The organism is Proteus sp. MB838 (genome assembly GCF_054767435.1).
The window spans coordinates 75,022-92,599 of record NZ_BAABMO010000011.1; the positions used below are offsets into that span (position 1 = coordinate 75,022).

Below are 17,578 nucleotides of genomic sequence, written 5' to 3' on the forward strand. Positions count from 1 at the left end.
GGATACTTTTATTATGAAATCATTTGATGTTGTTATTGCTGGTGGTGGAATGGTCGGGCTTGCATTAGCCTGCGGATTACATGGCTGTGGATTACGTATAGCGATAATAGAAAATCACCCAGTCACCACGCATTTCCATCCGCAAGATGATTTTGCATTACGGGTATCTGCGATTAATACTGCCAGTGAGTTATTACTCAAGAAATTGGGGGTATGGGAAAACTTAACGGCATTACGTACAGCTCCTTATCAAGGTATGGAAGTATGGGATCAAGATAGTTTTGGACGTATTGCGTTTTCAGCGCAACAAGAAGGGTTATCTCATCTTGGCACTATTATTGAAAATCATCTTATTCGTGAAGTGCTGTGGCAAAAGGTCACCAGTCATAGTGATATTACCTGTTATTCCCCTGCTCAAATTGAACGCATTGTGTGGGGAGAAAATGAAGCCTTTATCAGTTTAAATGACGGCGAAATGTTAACCGCTAGGCTGGTTGTTGGCGCCGATGGTGCGAATTCTTGGTTGCGTAAAAATGCTGATATTCCACTGACTTTTTGGGATTATGAACATCACGCTTTAGTCGCAACCATACGCACAGAACAGCCCCACGATAATGTGGCGCGCCAAGTGTTTCATGGTGAGGGGATTTTAGCCTTTTTACCTCTTGCAGATCCTCATACTTGTTCTATTGTGTGGTCGCTACCTAGCTCATTGGCTGAAGATTATAAGAGTGCAGATAAAACGCGATTTGAACGTACGCTAGGTGTTACTTTTGATATGTGCTTAGGCCAGTGTGAATTAGTCAGTGAACGTATGACAATTCCATTAACGGGTCGCTATGCACGTCAATTTGCCGCTCCACGGTTAGCGTTATTAGGTGATGCCGCGCATACCATCCACCCTTTAGCTGGACAAGGGGTTAACCTTGGCTTTATGGATGTTGCTGAATTAATTGGTGAAATCCGTCGTTTAAAAGCAGAAGGTAAAGATTTTGGTGAGTATCTCTATTTAAGACGTTTTGAGCGCCGCCGTAAACATGCCGCTGCGGTCATGTTAGCGACTATGCAAGGGTTCCGCGAATTATTTGAAGGTAATAACCCTATTAAAAAGTGGGTGCGTGATATCGGTCTTTCGTTAGCAGATAGTTTACCAGGAGTAAAACCAAAGTTACTTGAACAGGCGATGGGACTTTCTGATTTACCAGAATGGCTAAAGCATAAAAATTCTGTTTCAGCTGAAAAAATCTAATTCAACAGCCATTTCACATTACTTTTCTTTATAACAGACTGGAAAAATAACACTAAAAATAGCTATTTTTTCAGTCTATTCTTTGTATTGCTCCCCTTTTTTTAGTCATTATTCACTAAAAATGAGGGCTGATACGCATAATTACAATCATTCATTCTGCATACTTATTTCTCTACATTATGATTGGTAGAGGTAATACCCTATTTTAACTTATGGTTTATTTTTTCTCTTAGTGATAAGTTCAAAGTAAAGGTATCGTTTGCGTTGTACGTTAATTGCTCATATTTGTTAAAATAATGTTTAAAAATAAACTTAAGCTTGTAATTAACACGCTGATTTTTAATCAAGTTTAATTTTATATTTAACAAATTGCGTTCTCTGGATCATCTAAACTAAAAATAGAAAGAGGGAAGAATGGCAAAACAGACTCCGTTATATGATGAGCACGTCGCCTGTGGTGCTCGTATGGTTGATTTTCATGGTTGGATGATGCCACTGCATTATGGCTCTCAAATTGATGAACACCATAATGTGCGTCAAGATGCAGGTATGTTTGATGTATCTCACATGACGATTGTTGATTTACATGGCCCGCAAGTTAAAGACTTTCTACGTTATCTATTAGCGAATGATGTCGCTAAACTCACCGAAAAAGGCAAAGCACTTTATACTGGTATGCTAAATGCGTCTGGTGGTGTGATTGACGATCTGATTGTTTACTACTTTGATGAGACTTTCTATCGTCTGGTGGTTAACTCCGCAACCCGCGAAAAAGATTTAGCGTGGATCACTGAGCATGCCAAAGATTATGTCGTCGATATTCAAGTACGTGATGATTTAGCATTAATTGCAGTACAAGGCCCTCACGCACAAGAAAAAGTACAGCGTTTATTTAGTGAATCGCATCGCCAAATAGTGGCAGCGATGAAGCCTTTCTATGGCGTACAACTTGATGATCTCTTCGTCGCGACGACAGGTTATACCGGTGAAGCAGGTTATGAAATCGCCATGCCAAAAGAGCAAGCTGTTGATTATTGGCAAAAGTTATTAGCAGTGGGGGTTAAGCCCGCGGGGTTAGGTGCTCGAGACACTTTACGTTTAGAAGCGGGTATGGATCTTTATGGTCAAGAGATGGATGAAACTATTAATCCTCTTGAGGCTAATATGGGATGGACGATTGCCTGGTTACCCGAAGATCGTCAATTTATTGGTAGAGAAGCATTAGAAAAATTACGCGCAACAGGCACAGATAAACTGGTTGGTCTGGTGATGCGAGAAAAAGGGGTGTTACGTGCAGGTAGTGCCGTGCACTTTACCGATGATTTAGGTGAATTAAGAGAAGGCGTTATTACTAGTGGCACATTTTCACCGACATTGGGCTTTAGTATTGCATTAGCCAGAGTACCCGCAGGTATTAAAGATAGCGCAATTGTTTTATTGCGTAATCGTGAAATACCGGTAGAGGTGGTAAAACCTGGTTTTGTTCGTTCAGGTAAAGCATTGGTATAAAGCATTATTATTTTAAATGGAGAGTACGGTCAATGAGTCAAATACCTAGTGAATTAAAATATGCGCAATCTCATGAGTGGATCCGTTCTGAAGGCAATGGCGAATACACTATCGGCATCACTGAACATGCTCAAGAGTTGTTAGGTGATATGGTGTTTGTTGATCTTCCTGATGTAGGCAGTGAAGTTGATCTTGGGGATGATTGTGCTGTGGCTGAATCAGTAAAAGCTGCATCAGATATTTATGCCCCATTATCTGGCGAAATTATTGCAGTAAATGAGGAGTTGGATGGTTCACCAGAGCTGGTTAATAGTGATCCTTATGGGGATGGATGGTTATTTCGCATAAAAGCAAAAGATGAAAGCGAATTAAACGATCTCCTTGATGCGGCTGGCTACCAAGAGTTAGTTGAAAACGAAGAGTAAAAATAAACGCCTCGTCATTAAAAAGTCGGGGCGTTTTTATTTATCAGCCTATTTTCAAATCAGTAAGAACAGCTTATCCATTTATTGTGAATTCAGGAATTACCCGCAATGACACAAACTTTAACTCAATTAGAATATCGTGATGAATTTATTCGTCGCCATATTGGCTCATCGCCAGAACAGATTAAAGAGATGCTTGATGTTGTTGGCATCTCCTCATTAAATGAATTAACACAAAAGATTGTTCCCGATAATATCCAATTAGCAACGCCGCCTAATGTCGGAGGGGGGGCTACTGAACAAGAAGCATTAGCAGAACTAAAAGCGATAGCCCGTAAAAATAAACGTTTTACCTCTTATATCGGTATGGGATATGCGCCTTCTGTATTGCCTCCTGTTATTTTACGTAATTTGCTAGAAAATCCAGGTTGGTATACTGCTTATACTCCTTATCAGCCAGAAGTTTCTCAAGGGCGTCTTGAATCATTACTTAACTTTCAACAAGTAACCATTGATTATACTGGCATGGATTTAGCCTCTGCTTCGCTATTAGATGAAGCCACTGCTGCCGCTGAAGCTATGGCAATGGCAAAACGTGTTAGTAAACTAAAAAATGCGGAGCGTTTTTTTGTCGCTGATGATATTCATCCCCAAACACTAGACGTAGTAAAAACCCGAGCTAACACCTTTGGTTTTGAAGTGATTGTCGATAAAGCTGAAAAAGTGTTAGAGCTAGAAGGTGTCTTTGGTGTGCTATTACAGCAAGTCGGCACAACCGGTGAAATTCATGATTATAGTCAGCTCATTAGTGAACTAAAAACGCGAAAAATTATTACCAGTGTAGCGGCTGATCTAATGGCACTGGTGTTATTAACGGCTCCAGGGCAACAAGGAGCGGATATTGTATTAGGCTCAGCCCAACGCTTTGGGGTGCCAATGGGATATGGTGGTCCACATGCTGCTTTCTTTGCCTGTCGAGATGAATATAAACGAGCCATGCCAGGACGTATTATCGGTGTCTCGCGTGATGCTGCAGGTAACAGAGCGTTACGTATGGCAATGCAAACTCGTGAACAGCATATTCGCCGTGAAAAAGCTAACTCGAATATTTGTACTTCACAGGTATTACTGGCCAATATTGCTGCCATGTATGCGGTATATCATGGGCCTGAAGGTCTAAAAAATATTGCTCAGCGTATTCATCGCTTAACGGATATTTTAGCCGCGGGTTTAATTCAAAATGGCATGACATTACGCCATCAGACATGGTTTGATACTTTAACCGTTGAAACAGCGGATAAATCGGGTGTATTACAACGTGCTAAAGATGCTGAAATTAACTTACGAACCGATATTGTTGGTGCAGTAGGTGTCACTTTAAGTGAAGTGACGACTCGCGAAGATGTTGTCAGATTGATTGAGATTATCAGTGGTAAAGCTTTCTCTGATGACATTGATACATTAGATGCACTGGTAGCTTCTTCATCGACCTCAATTCCAACGGCAATGTTGCGTAAAGATGCGGTGTTAACCCATGAAAACTTCCATCTTTATCACAGTGAAACTGAAATGATGCGCTATATGCATCGTTTAGAAAATAAAGATTTAGCGCTTAACCAAGCAATGATCCCGTTAGGCTCATGTACTATGAAGCTTAATGCTGCGGCTGAAATGCTGCCGATCACATGGCCTGAATTTACCGAAATGCACCCATTCTGCCCACCTTATCAAGCGCAAGGCTACCAGATAATGATTGAGCAGCTATCTAATTGGTTGGCTGCCATAACGGGTTATGATGCGATGTGTATGCAACCTAACTCAGGGGCGCAAGGGGAGTATGCTGGCTTGTTAGCTATTCGTCGTTACCATCAAAGCCGAGGAGAAGGAAATCGCCATATCTGTTTAATTCCAAGCTCAGCCCATGGTACAAACCCTGCATCAGCCCATATGGCGGGTATGACGGTGGTTGTCGTGGGATGTGATGAAAATGGTAATATCGACATTGCAGACTTAAAAGCGAAAGCAGAGAAGCACCAAGCTGAGCTTTCTTGTGTGATGGTGACTTATCCTTCAACCCACGGTGTTTATGAAGAGGGTATACGTGAAGTTTGTGAGATCATTCATCAATATGGCGGACAGGTTTATCTTGATGGCGCCAATATGAATGCGCAAGTGGGGATCACGACGCCAGGCTTTATCGGCTCTGATGTATCACACTTAAACTTACATAAAACTTTCTGTATCCCCCATGGCGGTGGTGGCCCAGGTATGGGACCTATTGGCGTAAAAGCACATTTAGCGCCATTTGTACCTGGACATAGTGTCGTGGAAATGGACGGTGTTACGACCCAAGGTGCCGTGTCAGCAGCACAGTTTGGTAGTGCCTCAATATTACCTATTAGCTGGATGTACATCCGTATGATGGGCTCAGAAGGGCTTAAACAAGCGAGCCAAGTAGCGATTTTAAATGCTAACTATATTGCTCAACGCTTAAAAGATGACTATGACATCCTCTATTCTGGGGCGGAAGGTTATGTTGCCCATGAATGTATTATTGATATTCGTCCACTCAAAGCTAACTATGGTATCAGTGAAATGGATGTGGCGAAGCGTCTAATTGATTACGGCTTCCATGCGCCAACCATGTCATTCCCTGTTGCGGGGACATTAATGATTGAGCCAACCGAATCTGAAAGCAAAGTTGAAATTGACCGCTTTATTGATGCGTTACTCTCGATTCGTGCTGAAATTGCACAAGTCGATGACGGGGTATGGCCGATTGATGATAATCCGCTAGTGAATGCACCACATACACAGTATGAATTAGTGCAAGAATGGTCACATAGCTATAGCCGTGAATGTGCGGTATTCCCAAGTGAAGCAACGAAACGCAATAAATATTGGCCGGCAGTAAAACGCCTTGATGATGTTTATGGTGATCGTCATTTGCATTGTTCTTGTGCGCCAATAAGTGATTATGAATAAAGGTTAATTTAGCGCTATTACTAAATAAAATACCGAGGGTAAATTCAAAATCTACCTTCGGTATTTTTTTGGTCATCATCAAATGAACAGCAAAAAATTATTTTAACCAGCCTTTTTTCTGAGCCTCTAGTAATTGAGGATAGAGGTATTGCCAAAATTCTGGCCACTGTTTTTCGATAAATAGATTTCGTGCAATCACTTGTTCTAAACGGATATTATTTTCAACCCAGCTTTGCCCTTCGTTATGTAGATTCATTAACATTGGCATTGCGCGATCTAAAATATTGGCAAATTGTGACTCAGGGGTTTGTGCTGCATCATATTCAAGCCAGAGATTAAGAAAATATTCACTTTGTGGTGCAGGTAACAACGAAAAAATACGTCTGGCTGCTTTTTGCTCTTGCTCTTTAATCGCTTCACGAGCAGCAACATCATAAACCATCACATCGCCAGCATCGATTTCGACAATATCATGCACTAAAGCTAGCTGGATCGCTCTACCTATATCAATATCACCGGCATAAGGTTGAAAACTCATTGCTGCAACAGCAAAGTGCCAACTATGCTCAGCGGTATTTTCAGCACGGCTATTGTCTAATACATTATTTTTGCGGTAAACGCGTTTGAGTTTATCGAGTTCAATAATAAAATTGATGGTATCTGAAAAGGGGCCAAAAGCCCCATTAGTTTGTTGTGTCATAAAAATCCGTTCATATGGAAGTGCTATCACTCATCTTCTAAAGAGTAAGGCAAAGGTTTAATCGTTAAGCGGCTGGTGGTATCACCTTGGACACGAAATACGCTGTCAGCATCCATATCATTATTCATCACCACTTCGGCGATAATCGTGTTATCGGCCATACGAACCGCACTTAATACCGTGCCCGTTTTGCGCCATTTATCTTCACCTAATTGCCACTCAACGCTACCGCCAATGTCCGGCAATTGTGCTGCGCCACCTGATAACAGATACATAGCACGTTTATTTGCGCCTCTGAATTTGGCACGAGACACCATTTCTTGACCTGTATAGCAACCTTTTTTAAAGCAAATACTTAATGGTAATGCTTGTAAGTTAGTCGCTTGTGGTAAGAATTGTTCGATATTAGGGGTATCAATAATGGGATAACCCGCCTCGATATCAAGGGCTAACCACTGGTCACTATCACTGGTTTCTGCGGGCAATGTCGTGGCTAGTTTTTTGGCAGTCTCTTCATCTGTAACAATTAAAAAGCGCTCTGTAGGTAACGGGAGTTGCAGTAAGTAGCTATTTTGGTGATTAACCACTTCATTGGCTTTACGGGGGATCTCAGGGAAGAATTCCGCTAAGGCTTGTGCCGCGCCTTGCCCCGCAAGTCCTAATAACACCGCATCTGTATTTTCAGTAAAAGTCACTTTTGAAAATACGGCGTATTTTTTAAGCTCAGTAAGTTGTTTTTCAGCAACATTTTTCCGCAATATATAAGCAAATCCTGCTTGTTGATGGAAAATGCGCAATGTACTCCACATTTTCCCTTTAGCTTCACAATGAGCGGCTAAAGTGTGCTCTGTAGTCGGTAATGCGGCAATATCCGCTGTTAGTTGGCCTTGTAAGTATTTTTCACTATCAGCCCCTGTTGCAGTTATCAATGACCAATCATCTAAAGAGATCAAGGTGAGTGGTAAATTGATTGCGGCATGAGGGCGTTTTGTCTGAGTAGAATTTTGAGTCATGACATCACCCGCTATGTAGTTAATCCGATACACTGTTTATGGTAAAAGAGTCACAAGACAATGCAAGTCATTATTATTTTCAGCGCACAGAAAGAATTTTGTGCATAACAATTTATTGATGCTTCAAAGCGTTGCTATTGGACGAAAGCGACAAATTGTGATCATTTTGATGTTAAAAAGAGTGCGATAAGACTATCATCAAGGCAGGAAGAAATAGTGGTATTTCTTGAAGTGAACATATTAAAGAGCAGAATATGACTATCGATATAGAAAATAAAGCACGAATAAATTGGGCATGTCGCCGTGGAATGCGTGAACTAGATATTTCTATCATGCCTTTTTTCGAAAACGAGTACGACACACTCTCTGATGACGACAAAAGGCTCTTTGTTCGTTTACTTGAATGTGCTGATCCTGATTTATTTAATTGGTTGATGAACCACGGCCGCCCTGATGATGAAGATCTTTATTACATGGTAAAGTTAATTCAAGAGCGTAATAGAATTCGTATGGCTGAAATTGTTAATAAGTATTAGCACTAATAAAAATAGAATATAAAACCAAGTGCATTAAATAAAGCCTGAAGTACTAAGTATCACGCCCTTATTCATTAAATGAATAAGGGCGTTTTAGTAAGTAAAAAACGAAGAATAGAAAATTTTAATGAGGTAATATTAAATCTTAGTGACAATAATTTTGCGTGGCATTTCAAAGAAAAAATAGAGGATCGTCATTTTATTTTTTATATTCTCCTTTTTTTACAAAAATCAGTTATGCTATTAAAAAACGACGACGATATCTTGTTGTAATAATAAGATATTAAAGCAGGAGCTAATATCACTCGTGACTTTATGGAAATCACATTTAACAGTTTCTTGGTTTACACAGTTATTTTCAACTAGTGTTTACGTTATTTTTGAAATAGCATTGCTGTTATATCCTTGGCCACCTGGCTTTATTTATATCTGGGTTCCTTTGTTACTTTTACTTATATTAGGTTGGTATTTTAGCCAAAAAAATATCAATAAAAGGAAAGGGGATTTAGTGCTGCTTAATGGCAATCGTATTCAATGGAAATATCATGAATGGCAGATTGCAAAACAACCGTGGATCAGCCGATTTGGTGCAAAAATAACGTTAGATTCTATCTTAAATAATAAGCAAATCACGCTATGGGTTGCTTTTGATAGTATGCCGGAAAATGAGTGGCGAAATTTTTCACAACTGCTGATGCAATACCCAGATATTTAATTCTGGGTATGTATATAAACCGTTAGAATGCTTACTGATTGACTAAGGTTAAAAGTGTTACCTTGCGGTAGATAACCTGAAGCAATAGATTGATTGCGATTTACAAGTTTTCTTCTATTTCTCGTAAAATTTGCATACACCACTGTGATAAACGTTCATCACTTTCTTCAAATTGATTCACCTCATCTAATGCGAGCCCGACAAAATGTTTACCATCATCAGTAAGTGGTTTAGGACTGGTAAATTCATACCCTTCAATAGGCCAAAAACCGATAAATTTAACACCACTTGGCAGTAAATGGTGGTAGAGCATACCTAATGCATCTAAAAACCATTCACCATAATCAATTTGATCCCCCATTCCATACATAGCAACGAGTTTATCTTTGAGATCTAATGTTGGTAGCGTTTCCCAAATTGCGAGCCAATCTTCTTGGATCTCACCAAAGTCCCAGGTTGGAATACCTAAAATAAGAATGTCATACTCTTGCATCAGAGTAATATCGCACTCTTGAACATTATGAAGATCAATAAACTCTTCACCGAGAATGTCACGAATTTTCTCTGCCGCCATTTCGGTATAACAGGTGCTGGAACCGTAAAATAGACCAATTTTCATAAAGATTTTTAGGATATTTTTGCTAATAAAGGTCACTATTGTACCAGAAAACTTTTTCTATGAGGCATAATGTACAAGTAACAACGTAAAGAAGAGAGAGTAAACCCGTGACCCAGACCAAGTTATCGACACAAACGACAACAGATAATAACCATGAAGATAATGACGTTATCATAGAACAATTTCTCGATAGTATTTGGCTAGAGCAAGGGTTATCTGCGAATACACTCAGCGCTTATCGTTTAGATTTGCAGGCGTTAAGCCAGTGGCTGGTCACACAAAAACTCAATTGGTTATCGGTGACGACGTTAGATTTACACGCTTTTCTTGCCACTCGTTTGGATGAGGGCTATAAAGCAACCAGTGCGGCACGACTGTTAAGTACCTTACGTCGGTTTTTCCAATATCTTTATCGTGAGAAATTACGCCAAGATGATCCCAGCGCTTTGCTTTCTACACCTAAATTACCCAAACGTTTACCCAAAGACTTAAGTGAACAGCAAGTAGAAAATTTACTTAGTGCTCCTTGTATTGATGAGCCAATAGAATTACGTGACAAAGCGATGCTTGAGGTTCTTTATGCCTGTGGATTACGGGTTTCTGAGCTAGTAGGATTGTCTTTATCTGATATTAGCTTACGGCAAGGGGTGTTACGTGTGATAGGTAAGGGCGATAAAGAACGATTAGTTCCTTTAGGTGAAGAAGCTATTTACTGGTTAGAACAATATCTGCAATATGGTAGACCAGCCCTTATGCAAGGGAAAACCGATGATATTGTGTTTCCAAGCTTAAGAGGCCAAAAAATGACGCGACAAACATTTTGGCATCGTATAAAACATTACGCGGTGATCGCCGGAATTGATTCAGAGAAATTATCACCCCATGTGTTACGCCACGCCTTTGCAACACATCTATTAAATCATGGAGCAGACTTGCGTGTTGTACAGATGTTATTGGGGCACAGTGACCTCTCTACAACACAGATTTATACCCATGTTGCTACAGAGCGCTTAAAAGTGCTTCATCAGCAACATCACCCAAGGGGATAACCGCCGAATGGCTGGTGTTAAATAGGAATTCAAATGAAAAAGAAATTACTCTGGTTACCCATTTTATTCAGTATGGTGTCAATGCCAGTGTTTGCAGATAACGCTGCTATTAAAGCGCAACTGGCAAAAATGCAGATAAAAGCAGAGAGCATTCAACCGACACCGATAGTGGGTTTAAATGCAGTGCTTTCTGATAAAGGCATTTTTTATATTACTGATGATGGGAAATACCTTACAGCAGGGCCGATTTATAATATTAATGGTGAGGAGCCTGTCAGTATCGCTAATCAAGTGATCATGAAAAAAATTGATTCACTGAAAAATGAAATGATTGTTTATAAGGCTGCTAATGAAAAATATGTGATCACGGTTTTTACCGATATTAGTTGCCCTTATTGCCAAAAATTGCATCAAGAAGTACCAGAGCTAAATAAGCAAGGTGTCACGGTACGTTATTTGGCTTTTCCTCGTAACGGGGTGAAAAATAATGTGGTCAGTCAACAGATGAATGCCGTATGGTGTAGCGGTTTTCCTAAAAAATCACTCGATAGTGCGTTTAAAGGTGACAAAATTATTGCGATTGATGACTGTAAAAAAATTAATATCAATGAGCACTTTAAACTTGGCACTATGATGGGCATTCAAGGTACGCCTGCGATTGTATTACCTGATGCGAGTATTTATGGCGGATATATATCGGCGACTAATCTACTTGAATTATTAAATAAAAAAGAGAAGTGATAGCGTTTTATGGTTACTATTGAACCGACATTACGTCGGCGTGTGGCGGAAGCAACAGCATTGCCAGAAAGCCTCGATCCCTTATTACGGCAAATTTATGCCAATCGAGGTATTACCTCTGAAACTCAGCTCGAGCGCTCGTTAAAGGGCTTATTGCATTATCAAGATTTAAACGGTATTGATGTTGCTATCTCTTTATTAGTTGAGGCATTAAAGCTGCAATCGCGGATCGTTATTGTAGGGGATTTTGATGCCGACGGGGCAACCAGTACAGCTCTTGCTATTAAAGCGTTACGGCAAATGGGATTTCAGCAAGTAAGTTACCATATTCCTAATCGTTTTGATGATGGTTATGGACTTAGCCCTCAAGTGGTTCATGATGTGGCAAAGAAAGGCGTAGATCTGATTATTACGGTTGATAATGGGATCTCCTCTTTTGAAGGTGTTGATGTTGCTCATGAATATGGTATCCGTGTATTGGTTACTGATCACCATTTGCCGGGTCACTCCCTTCCTCAAGCTGATGCAATTATCAATCCTAATTTAGCGGATTGTGCCTTTTTGTCGAAATCATTAGCGGGTGTCGGTGTCACTTTCTATTTAATGACCGCATTAAGAGCTGAATTAGAAAAACAAGGTTGGTTTACAGCACAGGGATTAGCTCGCCCCAATATGGCCGATTACCTTGATTTAGTCGCATTAGGCACGGTTGCTGATGTGGTTCCTCTTGATGAAAATAACCGTATTTTTGTTTATGAGGGATTACGCCGTATTCGTGCAGGACGTTGCTGTGCAGGGATCAAAGCCTTGACGGAAGTTTCACGTAAAACGTTGTCACAATTAGTCAGCAGTGACTTAGGTTTTGCATTAGGGCCAAGACTTAATGCGGCTGGGCGTCTTGATGATATGTCTGTTGGCGTTGCTTTACTGCTAACTAATGATATTGGTGTCGCCCGTGAAATTGCCAATGAACTGGATGGATTAAATCAGACTCGTCGTGAAATAGAAGCGGGAATGCAAGAAGAAGCATCGACAATTTTTCGCCAATTTATCACCACACAAGATGACTTACCGAATGGATTAGCTATTTATCATCCTCAGTGGCATCAAGGTGTGGTTGGCATTCTCGCTTCACGAATTAAAGAAAAACTACATCGCCCAGTGATTGCTTTTGCCCCAAGCGGTGATGGTTTACTAAAAGGCTCCGGACGCTCTATTCATGGTGTACACTTGCGAGATGCATTAGAACGTTTGAATACGTTAAATCCGGGATTAATGGTGAAGTTTGGTGGCCATGCGATGGCGGCCGGACTATCTCTGGAAGAAGATAAATTTCCACTTTTTCAGCGTCACTTTTCGGCACTTATGGCGGAATTAGTTTCTGCTGAACAATTACAAGGCGTGATTTTAACAGACGGCGAGTTAAGCGACAGTCAGTTATCTTTACCTATTGCGGAAATGTTAAGAGAAGCAGGGCCTTGGGGGCAAGCCTTTCCTGAGCCACTTTTCGATGGCAAATTCACCTTACTACAGCAACGTATTGTGGGAAGCAAACATTTAAAAATGATGCTTCAACCGATAAATAGCCATGTAATGATTGATGCTATTGCATTTAATGTTGATGTTAATATATGGCCGGATAACAGTATTAAAACGGTTGAGCTTGCTTACCGATTAGACGTCAATGAATTTAGAGGACAGCGCAATGCACAACTGCTGGTGGAGCATATTTGGCCTTGTTAATCGCGATAGATAAGTCATTTTATGGTTGTATTGAGCAGCGCGCTGTTATGAGCACAATAATCCGATAGACAATTGTATATAAATGCTATAAACCCGCGCTGAGATCCGTTACAATATGCGGTTCAAAATTTATTCCAATTGTTTTTAAAAACAACGTTAAGACGAAAAAGTATGTTTGAAATCAATCCAGTAAAACACCAAATAGAAGAAGTCGCTGAGCGGACTCAAGTCCTCAGGGGGTATCTTTGACTATGATGCCAAGAAAGAGCGTTTAGAAGAAGTCAACGCAGAATTAGAGCAACCTGACGTGTGGAATGAGCCTGAAAAGGCGCAGGCGTTAGGAAAAGAACGCTCATCTCTTGAAGCTATTGTAGAAACAATCGACCAACTCGAACAAGGACTAGAAGATGTTTCTGGTTTACTTGACCTTGCTGTTGAAGCCGATGATGAAGAAACATTTAACGAAGCAGTTGCTGAGTTAGAAGGATTAAACAAAAAGCTTGAGCAATTAGAGTTCCGTCGTATGTTCTCTGGTGAATATGACAGTGCTGATTGCTATCTTGATTTACAAGCAGGCTCTGGCGGTACAGAGGCACAAGATTGGGCAAGTATGCTAATGCGTATGTACTTACGTTGGGCTGAATCTAGAGGCTTTAAAACAGAAATTATTGAAGAGTCTGACGGTGATGTTGCAGGTTTAAAATCAGCAACAATCAAAATCATAGGAGAATATGCCTATGGTTGGCTACGTACAGAAACTGGGGTTCACCGTTTAGTGCGTAAAAGCCCATTTGACTCAGGTGGACGTCGCCATACTTCATTTAGCTCTGCTTTTGTTTACCCTGAAGTTGATGACAATATTGATATTGAAATCAACCCAGCCGATCTGCGTATCGACGTTTACCGCGCATCAGGCGCTGGTGGTCAGCACGTTAATAAAACAGAATCTGCGGTACGTATTACCCACGTTCCTACAGGGCTTGTCACACAATGCCAAAATGATCGCTCTCAACATAAGAACAAAGATCAGGCAATGAAACAGATGAAAGCGAAGTTGTATGAACTGGAAATGCAAAAGAAAAATGCAGATAAGCAAGTGATGGAAGATAATAAGTCAGATATTGGCTGGGGTAGCCAAATCCGCTCTTATGTTCTAGATGATTCACGAATTAAAGATTTACGCACTGGTGTGGAAACGCGTAATACACAAGCAGTGTTAGATGGTGATCTCGATAAATTTATTGAAGCTAGCTTAAAAGCGGGCCTGTGAGGAAAAACATGTCGCAACAGCAACAAGGTGCGGAGCAGGCACCTGATTTAAATAACGAACTGCAAACTCGCCGCGAAAAATTATCAGCTTTACGTGATAATGGTAACGCATTCCCAAATGATTTCCGCAGAGATGCCATGTCTGACGAATTACATCAAAAATATGATGCAATGAGTGCAGAAGAGTTAGACGCTGCTAATGTGGAAGTTGCTATTGCAGGTCGTATGATGACTCGCCGTATTATGGGGAAAGCATCTTTCGCTACATTGCAAGACATGGGTGGCCGTATCCAGCTTTATGTCTCTCGTGATGATCTGCCTGAAGGCGTTTATAACGAGCAGTTTAAAAAATGGGATCTCGGTGATATTTTAGGTGGCCGTGGCCGTGTATTTAAAACCAAAACAGGCGAACTGAGTATTCATTGTACTGAGTTACGTTTACTGACTAAAGCGCTACGTCCGTTACCTGATAAATTCCACGGTCTAGCTGACCAAGAGACACGTTATCGTCAGCGTTATTTAGACCTGATCTCTAATGAAAATTCACGTAATACTTTTAAGATCCGCTCGAAAATCATGTCTGCTATTCGCCAATTTATGGTGAATAAAGGCTTTATGGAAGTAGAAACACCGATGATGCAAACTATCCCAGGTGGAGCAAGTGCACGTCCGTTTATCACTCACCATAACGCGCTAGATATTGATATGTATCTACGTATTGCACCTGAATTATATTTAAAACGTTTAGTTATTGGTGGGTTTGATCGCGTTTTTGAAATCAACCGTAACTTCCGTAATGAAGGTGTATCACCACGTCATAACCCTGAGTTCACAATGATGGAACTCTATATGGCTTATGCTGATTATCGTGATCTTATCGAATTGACTGAAGAGTTATTCCGTACATTAACTCAAGATGTATTAGGTTCGACTATCGTCAAATATGGTGATGAAGAGTTTGATTTCGGTAAACCGTTTGAAAAACTGACCATGAAAGAAGCTATTTGCAAATATCGTCCTGAAACCAATATGGCTGATCTAGATGATATGGATAAAGCCGTTGCTATTGCTCAATCTATTGGTATTAAGATTGAAAAGAGTTGGGGGTTAGGCCGTGTTCAATGTGAAATTTTTGAAGAAGTAGCTGAAAGCCATTTGATCCAGCCAACTTTTATCATTGAATATCCAGCAGAAGTTTCACCACTGGCTCGTCGTAATGATGATAATCCATTTATTACCGATCGCTTTGAGTTCTTTATTGGTGGTCGTGAAATCGGTAATGGTTTCTCTGAGCTTAATGATGCGCAAGATCAAGCGGAGCGTTTTGAAGAGCAAGTTCGTCAAAAAGAAGCGGGTGACGATGAAGCCATGTTCTTTGATCATGACTATATCACTGCATTAGAGCATGGGTTACCACCTACAGCAGGTTTAGGTATTGGTATTGACCGTATGGTAATGCTATTTACCAATAGTCATACTATTCGTGATGTTATTTTATTCCCAGCGATGCGTCCGGGAAAATAATTGTTGAGTCACGATAAATACGCCATATGAAAAAAGCCATCGCAAGATGGCTTTTTTATGTCTAAATTTCAAGGGATTACACTCTATATTGTCTATTTGATAACCATTTAAATAGGCAGGGGATTGCCGTTAAAATTTGCTGGAGTATAATCAGAAAATCTACTGCGGGCGTAGTTCAATGGTAGAACGAGAGCTTCCCAAGCTCTATACGAGGGTTCGATTCCCTTCGCCCGCTCCATCTATTTACTCAACTCTATCAATCCTGATTAATGAGTTTGATCATGTATCTAAAGCTACATAAGACGACTATTATTGTGGACAGTGATATACAGCACCACTTAATGTAACGTTGGTTTGTTGACTTGAGCCACTTCCACGGTAAGCGCTTCCCGTTTGTCCTGCCCGTTGAGTTAATAATACAACCACATTTCCCCCCATTTTCCATGCTTTATTTTTTAGATCATTGCGGGCGCCTGTTTCTAGGTTGCTATTTGATGTCCAGCCACCAGTGAAGAAGTTTCCCTGACTTCCTGTGACATCACCTAAATATCGGCAAGATGCATTTGGCTCATTGTGTGTAATACGTACCATTTGTGCACCTGAGTGAAGTGAGTTGGCACTGCATGCGGTTAATAGTAATGTGGTAATAAAAATAAAGATCTTGTTCATATGATTTTCCTGAAAATCAAAAAATACAAGGCTAGTCCTTTCTATATTTGAAAGACTCATATATTGTTAATGTGTTAATAAAAGAGCTCGTTATTTATAGGGTATAGCCAGTAATATCATTGTGATAATCATCGTTGACTCAATTTATCGAGATAATCGGGCTTAAAAACGATAGCCAATACCCATGCCAAAAGTATTTGTATTTGCAAAATCGAACTTACTTGCTTCCCAAGAAAAATCGAGTGAAAGGTTAGTAAATGGCTCCATAATAAAACCTGCACCATAGGCAAATGAAGTTTCTGATTCACTAGCTCGCTCTTTATGTTTTATTTTCATCGCCGCTCCACCAATATTGCCATATAAGCTCAGAAAATTATTAACACGATAAGTGGGACCCATCATAAAGGATCCATATCTTACGGTATCATTATTCTCTTTATGTAATTTTCCATCTTCCCAGCGATAGTTGGTTATATCGCGGGTTGTTACTGTATAAGAGGCCAATAATCCCCAATTGGCATTAGATACTGCGCTAGACTCATAACGGAGCCTTACACTTAATCCCCGAAGGTCGTTACTGGCAGAGTTTTTTAATGCTCCCATATGGGTTTGAGCATAGCCGAGTGATACCGTGGTATTTTTTGTCGCAAACGCAAATGGCGTGGCGAATAATAGTGCTGACAGCATGAATAACGACAATATACGCTGCATTTAAAAACCCCTTGTTAGTAGAAAAATGACTATATCTATATCTATGGCAAATCGTAATAAGACATAATTGCGCCAACTATATAACCAGAAATGGTGAGTGAAAGTTATGAAATTAGTCTTA

16 protein-coding genes and 1 tRNA gene are annotated in these 17,578 nt (G+C 40.3%); 12 read left to right on the forward strand and 5 right to left on the reverse strand.

Annotation, left to right across the window (positions count from 1 at the left end):
* Positions 1 to 13: 13 nt before the first annotated feature.
* The 4 genes from ubiI (at position 14) to gcvP (ending at position 6,168) form a co-directional block, all read left to right on the forward strand.
* A complete protein-coding gene (ubiI, locus tag ACYUCW_RS07000) occupies positions 14 to 1,249 on the forward strand; it encodes an FAD-dependent 2-octaprenylphenol hydroxylase (protein ID WP_004248529.1) in 1,236 nt (411 codons plus the stop codon).
* Positions 1,250 to 1,663: 414 nt separating this feature from the next.
* Positions 1,664 to 2,758, forward strand: coding sequence for a glycine cleavage system aminomethyltransferase GcvT (gene gcvT, locus ACYUCW_RS07005; RefSeq protein WP_163748543.1), 1,095 nt, complete (start codon positions 1,664 to 1,666; stop codon positions 2,756 to 2,758).
* A gap of 32 nt (positions 2,759 to 2,790) precedes the next feature.
* Positions 2,791 to 3,183 (forward strand): glycine cleavage system protein GcvH, encoded by a 393-nt coding sequence (gcvH, locus tag ACYUCW_RS07010; RefSeq protein WP_004248528.1) that lies wholly within the window; start codon positions 2,791 to 2,793, stop codon positions 3,181 to 3,183.
* A gap of 108 nt (positions 3,184 to 3,291) precedes the next feature.
* A complete protein-coding gene (gene gcvP / locus ACYUCW_RS07015; RefSeq protein WP_163748545.1) occupies positions 3,292 to 6,168 on the forward strand; it encodes an aminomethyl-transferring glycine dehydrogenase in 2,877 nt (958 codons plus the stop codon).
* Positions 6,169 to 6,265: 97 nt separating this feature from the next.
* On the opposite strand, the gene ACYUCW_RS07020 is transcribed toward gcvP, so the two are convergent.
* Positions 6,266 to 6,868: an HD domain-containing protein gene (locus tag ACYUCW_RS07020; protein WP_004248526.1), complete on the reverse strand. Its 603-nt coding sequence runs from the start codon at positions 6,866 to 6,868 to the stop codon at positions 6,266 to 6,268.
* Positions 6,869 to 6,894: 26 nt separating this feature from the next.
* The gene (gene ygfZ, locus ACYUCW_RS07025) at positions 6,895 to 7,881 is read right to left on the reverse strand and encodes a tRNA-modifying protein YgfZ (RefSeq protein WP_004248524.1); all 987 of its coding nucleotides are present in this window, start codon (positions 7,879 to 7,881) and stop codon (positions 6,895 to 6,897) included.
* Between the two features lie 260 nt (positions 7,882 to 8,141).
* On the opposite strand from ygfZ, the gene sdhE reads away from it, so the two are divergent.
* Together sdhE and ACYUCW_RS07035 are read left to right on the forward strand one after the other, a co-directional pair.
* Positions 8,142 to 8,417, forward strand: a complete 276-nt coding sequence (gene sdhE / locus ACYUCW_RS07030; RefSeq protein WP_026090407.1) for an FAD assembly factor SdhE — start codon at positions 8,142 to 8,144, stop codon at positions 8,415 to 8,417.
* A gap of 307 nt (positions 8,418 to 8,724) precedes the next feature.
* Complete coding sequence (locus ACYUCW_RS07035) at positions 8,725 to 9,132, forward strand: protein YgfX (RefSeq protein WP_004244035.1); 408 nt, start codon at positions 8,725 to 8,727, stop codon at positions 9,130 to 9,132.
* A gap of 100 nt (positions 9,133 to 9,232) precedes the next feature.
* Here the strand turns inward: ACYUCW_RS07035 and fldB are convergent, their stop codons facing one another.
* Entirely contained in the window at positions 9,233 to 9,751 is a 519-nt protein-coding gene (gene fldB / locus ACYUCW_RS07040; protein WP_004244033.1) for a flavodoxin FldB, read from the reverse strand.
* Between the two features lie 107 nt (positions 9,752 to 9,858).
* On the opposite strand from fldB, the gene xerD reads away from it, so the two are divergent.
* The 6 genes from xerD (at position 9,859) to ACYUCW_RS07070 (ending at position 16,315) form a co-directional block, all read left to right on the forward strand.
* Positions 9,859 to 10,800 carry a site-specific tyrosine recombinase XerD gene (gene xerD, locus ACYUCW_RS07045; RefSeq protein ID WP_049198773.1) on the forward strand — a complete coding sequence of 314 codons (942 nt, stop codon included), beginning with the start codon at positions 9,859 to 9,861 and terminating at the stop codon, positions 10,798 to 10,800.
* Between the two features lie 33 nt (positions 10,801 to 10,833).
* Positions 10,834 to 11,541 carry a bifunctional protein-disulfide isomerase/oxidoreductase DsbC gene (gene dsbC, locus ACYUCW_RS07050; protein WP_004244030.1) on the forward strand — a complete coding sequence of 236 codons (708 nt, stop codon included), beginning with the start codon at positions 10,834 to 10,836 and terminating at the stop codon, positions 11,539 to 11,541.
* A gap of 9 nt (positions 11,542 to 11,550) precedes the next feature.
* Entirely contained in the window at positions 11,551 to 13,284 is a 1,734-nt protein-coding gene (gene recJ / locus ACYUCW_RS07055; protein WP_049213450.1) for a single-stranded-DNA-specific exonuclease RecJ, read from the forward strand.
* A gap of 171 nt (positions 13,285 to 13,455) precedes the next feature.
* Positions 13,456 to 14,554 (forward strand): peptide chain release factor 2 gene (gene prfB / locus ACYUCW_RS07060; protein WP_096043105.1). Its coding sequence is split into 2 segments (ribosomal slippage): positions 13,456 to 13,530 and positions 13,532 to 14,554, totalling 1,098 coding nucleotides; the frame shifts between segments, so codons are not numbered across the junction.
* Positions 14,555 to 14,562: 8 nt separating this feature from the next.
* Entirely contained in the window at positions 14,563 to 16,077 is a 1,515-nt protein-coding gene (lysS, locus tag ACYUCW_RS07065) for a lysine--tRNA ligase (RefSeq protein WP_049213452.1), read from the forward strand.
* Positions 16,078 to 16,241: 164 nt separating this feature from the next.
* A tRNA-Gly gene (locus ACYUCW_RS07070) sits at positions 16,242 to 16,315 on the forward strand.
* A gap of 71 nt (positions 16,316 to 16,386) precedes the next feature.
* On the opposite strand, the gene ACYUCW_RS07075 is transcribed toward ACYUCW_RS07070, so the two are convergent.
* Positions 16,387 to 16,746 carry a DUF4156 domain-containing protein gene (locus tag ACYUCW_RS07075; protein ID WP_017827173.1) on the reverse strand — a complete coding sequence of 120 codons (360 nt, stop codon included), beginning with the start codon at positions 16,744 to 16,746 and terminating at the stop codon, positions 16,387 to 16,389.
* A gap of 162 nt (positions 16,747 to 16,908) precedes the next feature.
* Complete coding sequence (locus ACYUCW_RS07080) at positions 16,909 to 17,457, reverse strand: Ail/Lom family outer membrane beta-barrel protein (protein WP_017827172.1); 549 nt, start codon at positions 17,455 to 17,457, stop codon at positions 16,909 to 16,911.
* Positions 17,458 to 17,578 lie beyond the last annotated feature (121 nt).

What these genes read in the sequence shown, in the direction of transcription:
- ubiI (WP_004248529.1), top strand. Translation starts at nt 14, where the DNA reads ATGAAATCATTTGATGTTGTTATTGCTGGTGGTGGAATGGTCGGGCTT.
- gcvT (WP_163748543.1), top strand. Translation starts at nt 1,664, where the DNA reads ATGGCAAAACAGACTCCGTTATATGATGAGCACGTCGCCTGTGGTGCT.
- gcvH (WP_004248528.1), top strand. Translation starts at nt 2,791, where the DNA reads ATGAGTCAAATACCTAGTGAATTAAAATATGCGCAATCTCATGAGTGG.
- gcvP (WP_163748545.1), top strand. Translation starts at nt 3,292, where the DNA reads ATGACACAAACTTTAACTCAATTAGAATATCGTGATGAATTTATTCGT.
- ACYUCW_RS07020 (WP_004248526.1), bottom strand. Translation starts at nt 6,868, where the DNA reads ATGACACAACAAACTAATGGGGCTTTTGGCCCCTTTTCAGATACCATC.
- ygfZ (WP_004248524.1), bottom strand. Translation starts at nt 7,881, where the DNA reads ATGACTCAAAATTCTACTCAGACAAAACGCCCTCATGCCGCAATCAAT.
- fldB (WP_004244033.1), bottom strand. Translation starts at nt 9,751, where the DNA reads ATGAAAATTGGTCTATTTTACGGTTCCAGCACCTGTTATACCGAAATG.
- dsbC (WP_004244030.1), top strand. Translation starts at nt 10,834, where the DNA reads ATGAAAAAGAAATTACTCTGGTTACCCATTTTATTCAGTATGGTGTCA.
- recJ (WP_049213450.1), top strand. Translation starts at nt 11,551, where the DNA reads ATGGTTACTATTGAACCGACATTACGTCGGCGTGTGGCGGAAGCAACA.
- lysS (WP_049213452.1), top strand. Translation starts at nt 14,563, where the DNA reads ATGTCGCAACAGCAACAAGGTGCGGAGCAGGCACCTGATTTAAATAAC.
- ACYUCW_RS07075 (WP_017827173.1), bottom strand. Translation starts at nt 16,746, where the DNA reads ATGAACAAGATCTTTATTTTTATTACCACATTACTATTAACCGCATGC.
- ACYUCW_RS07080 (WP_017827172.1), bottom strand. Translation starts at nt 17,457, where the DNA reads ATGCAGCGTATATTGTCGTTATTCATGCTGTCAGCACTATTATTCGCC.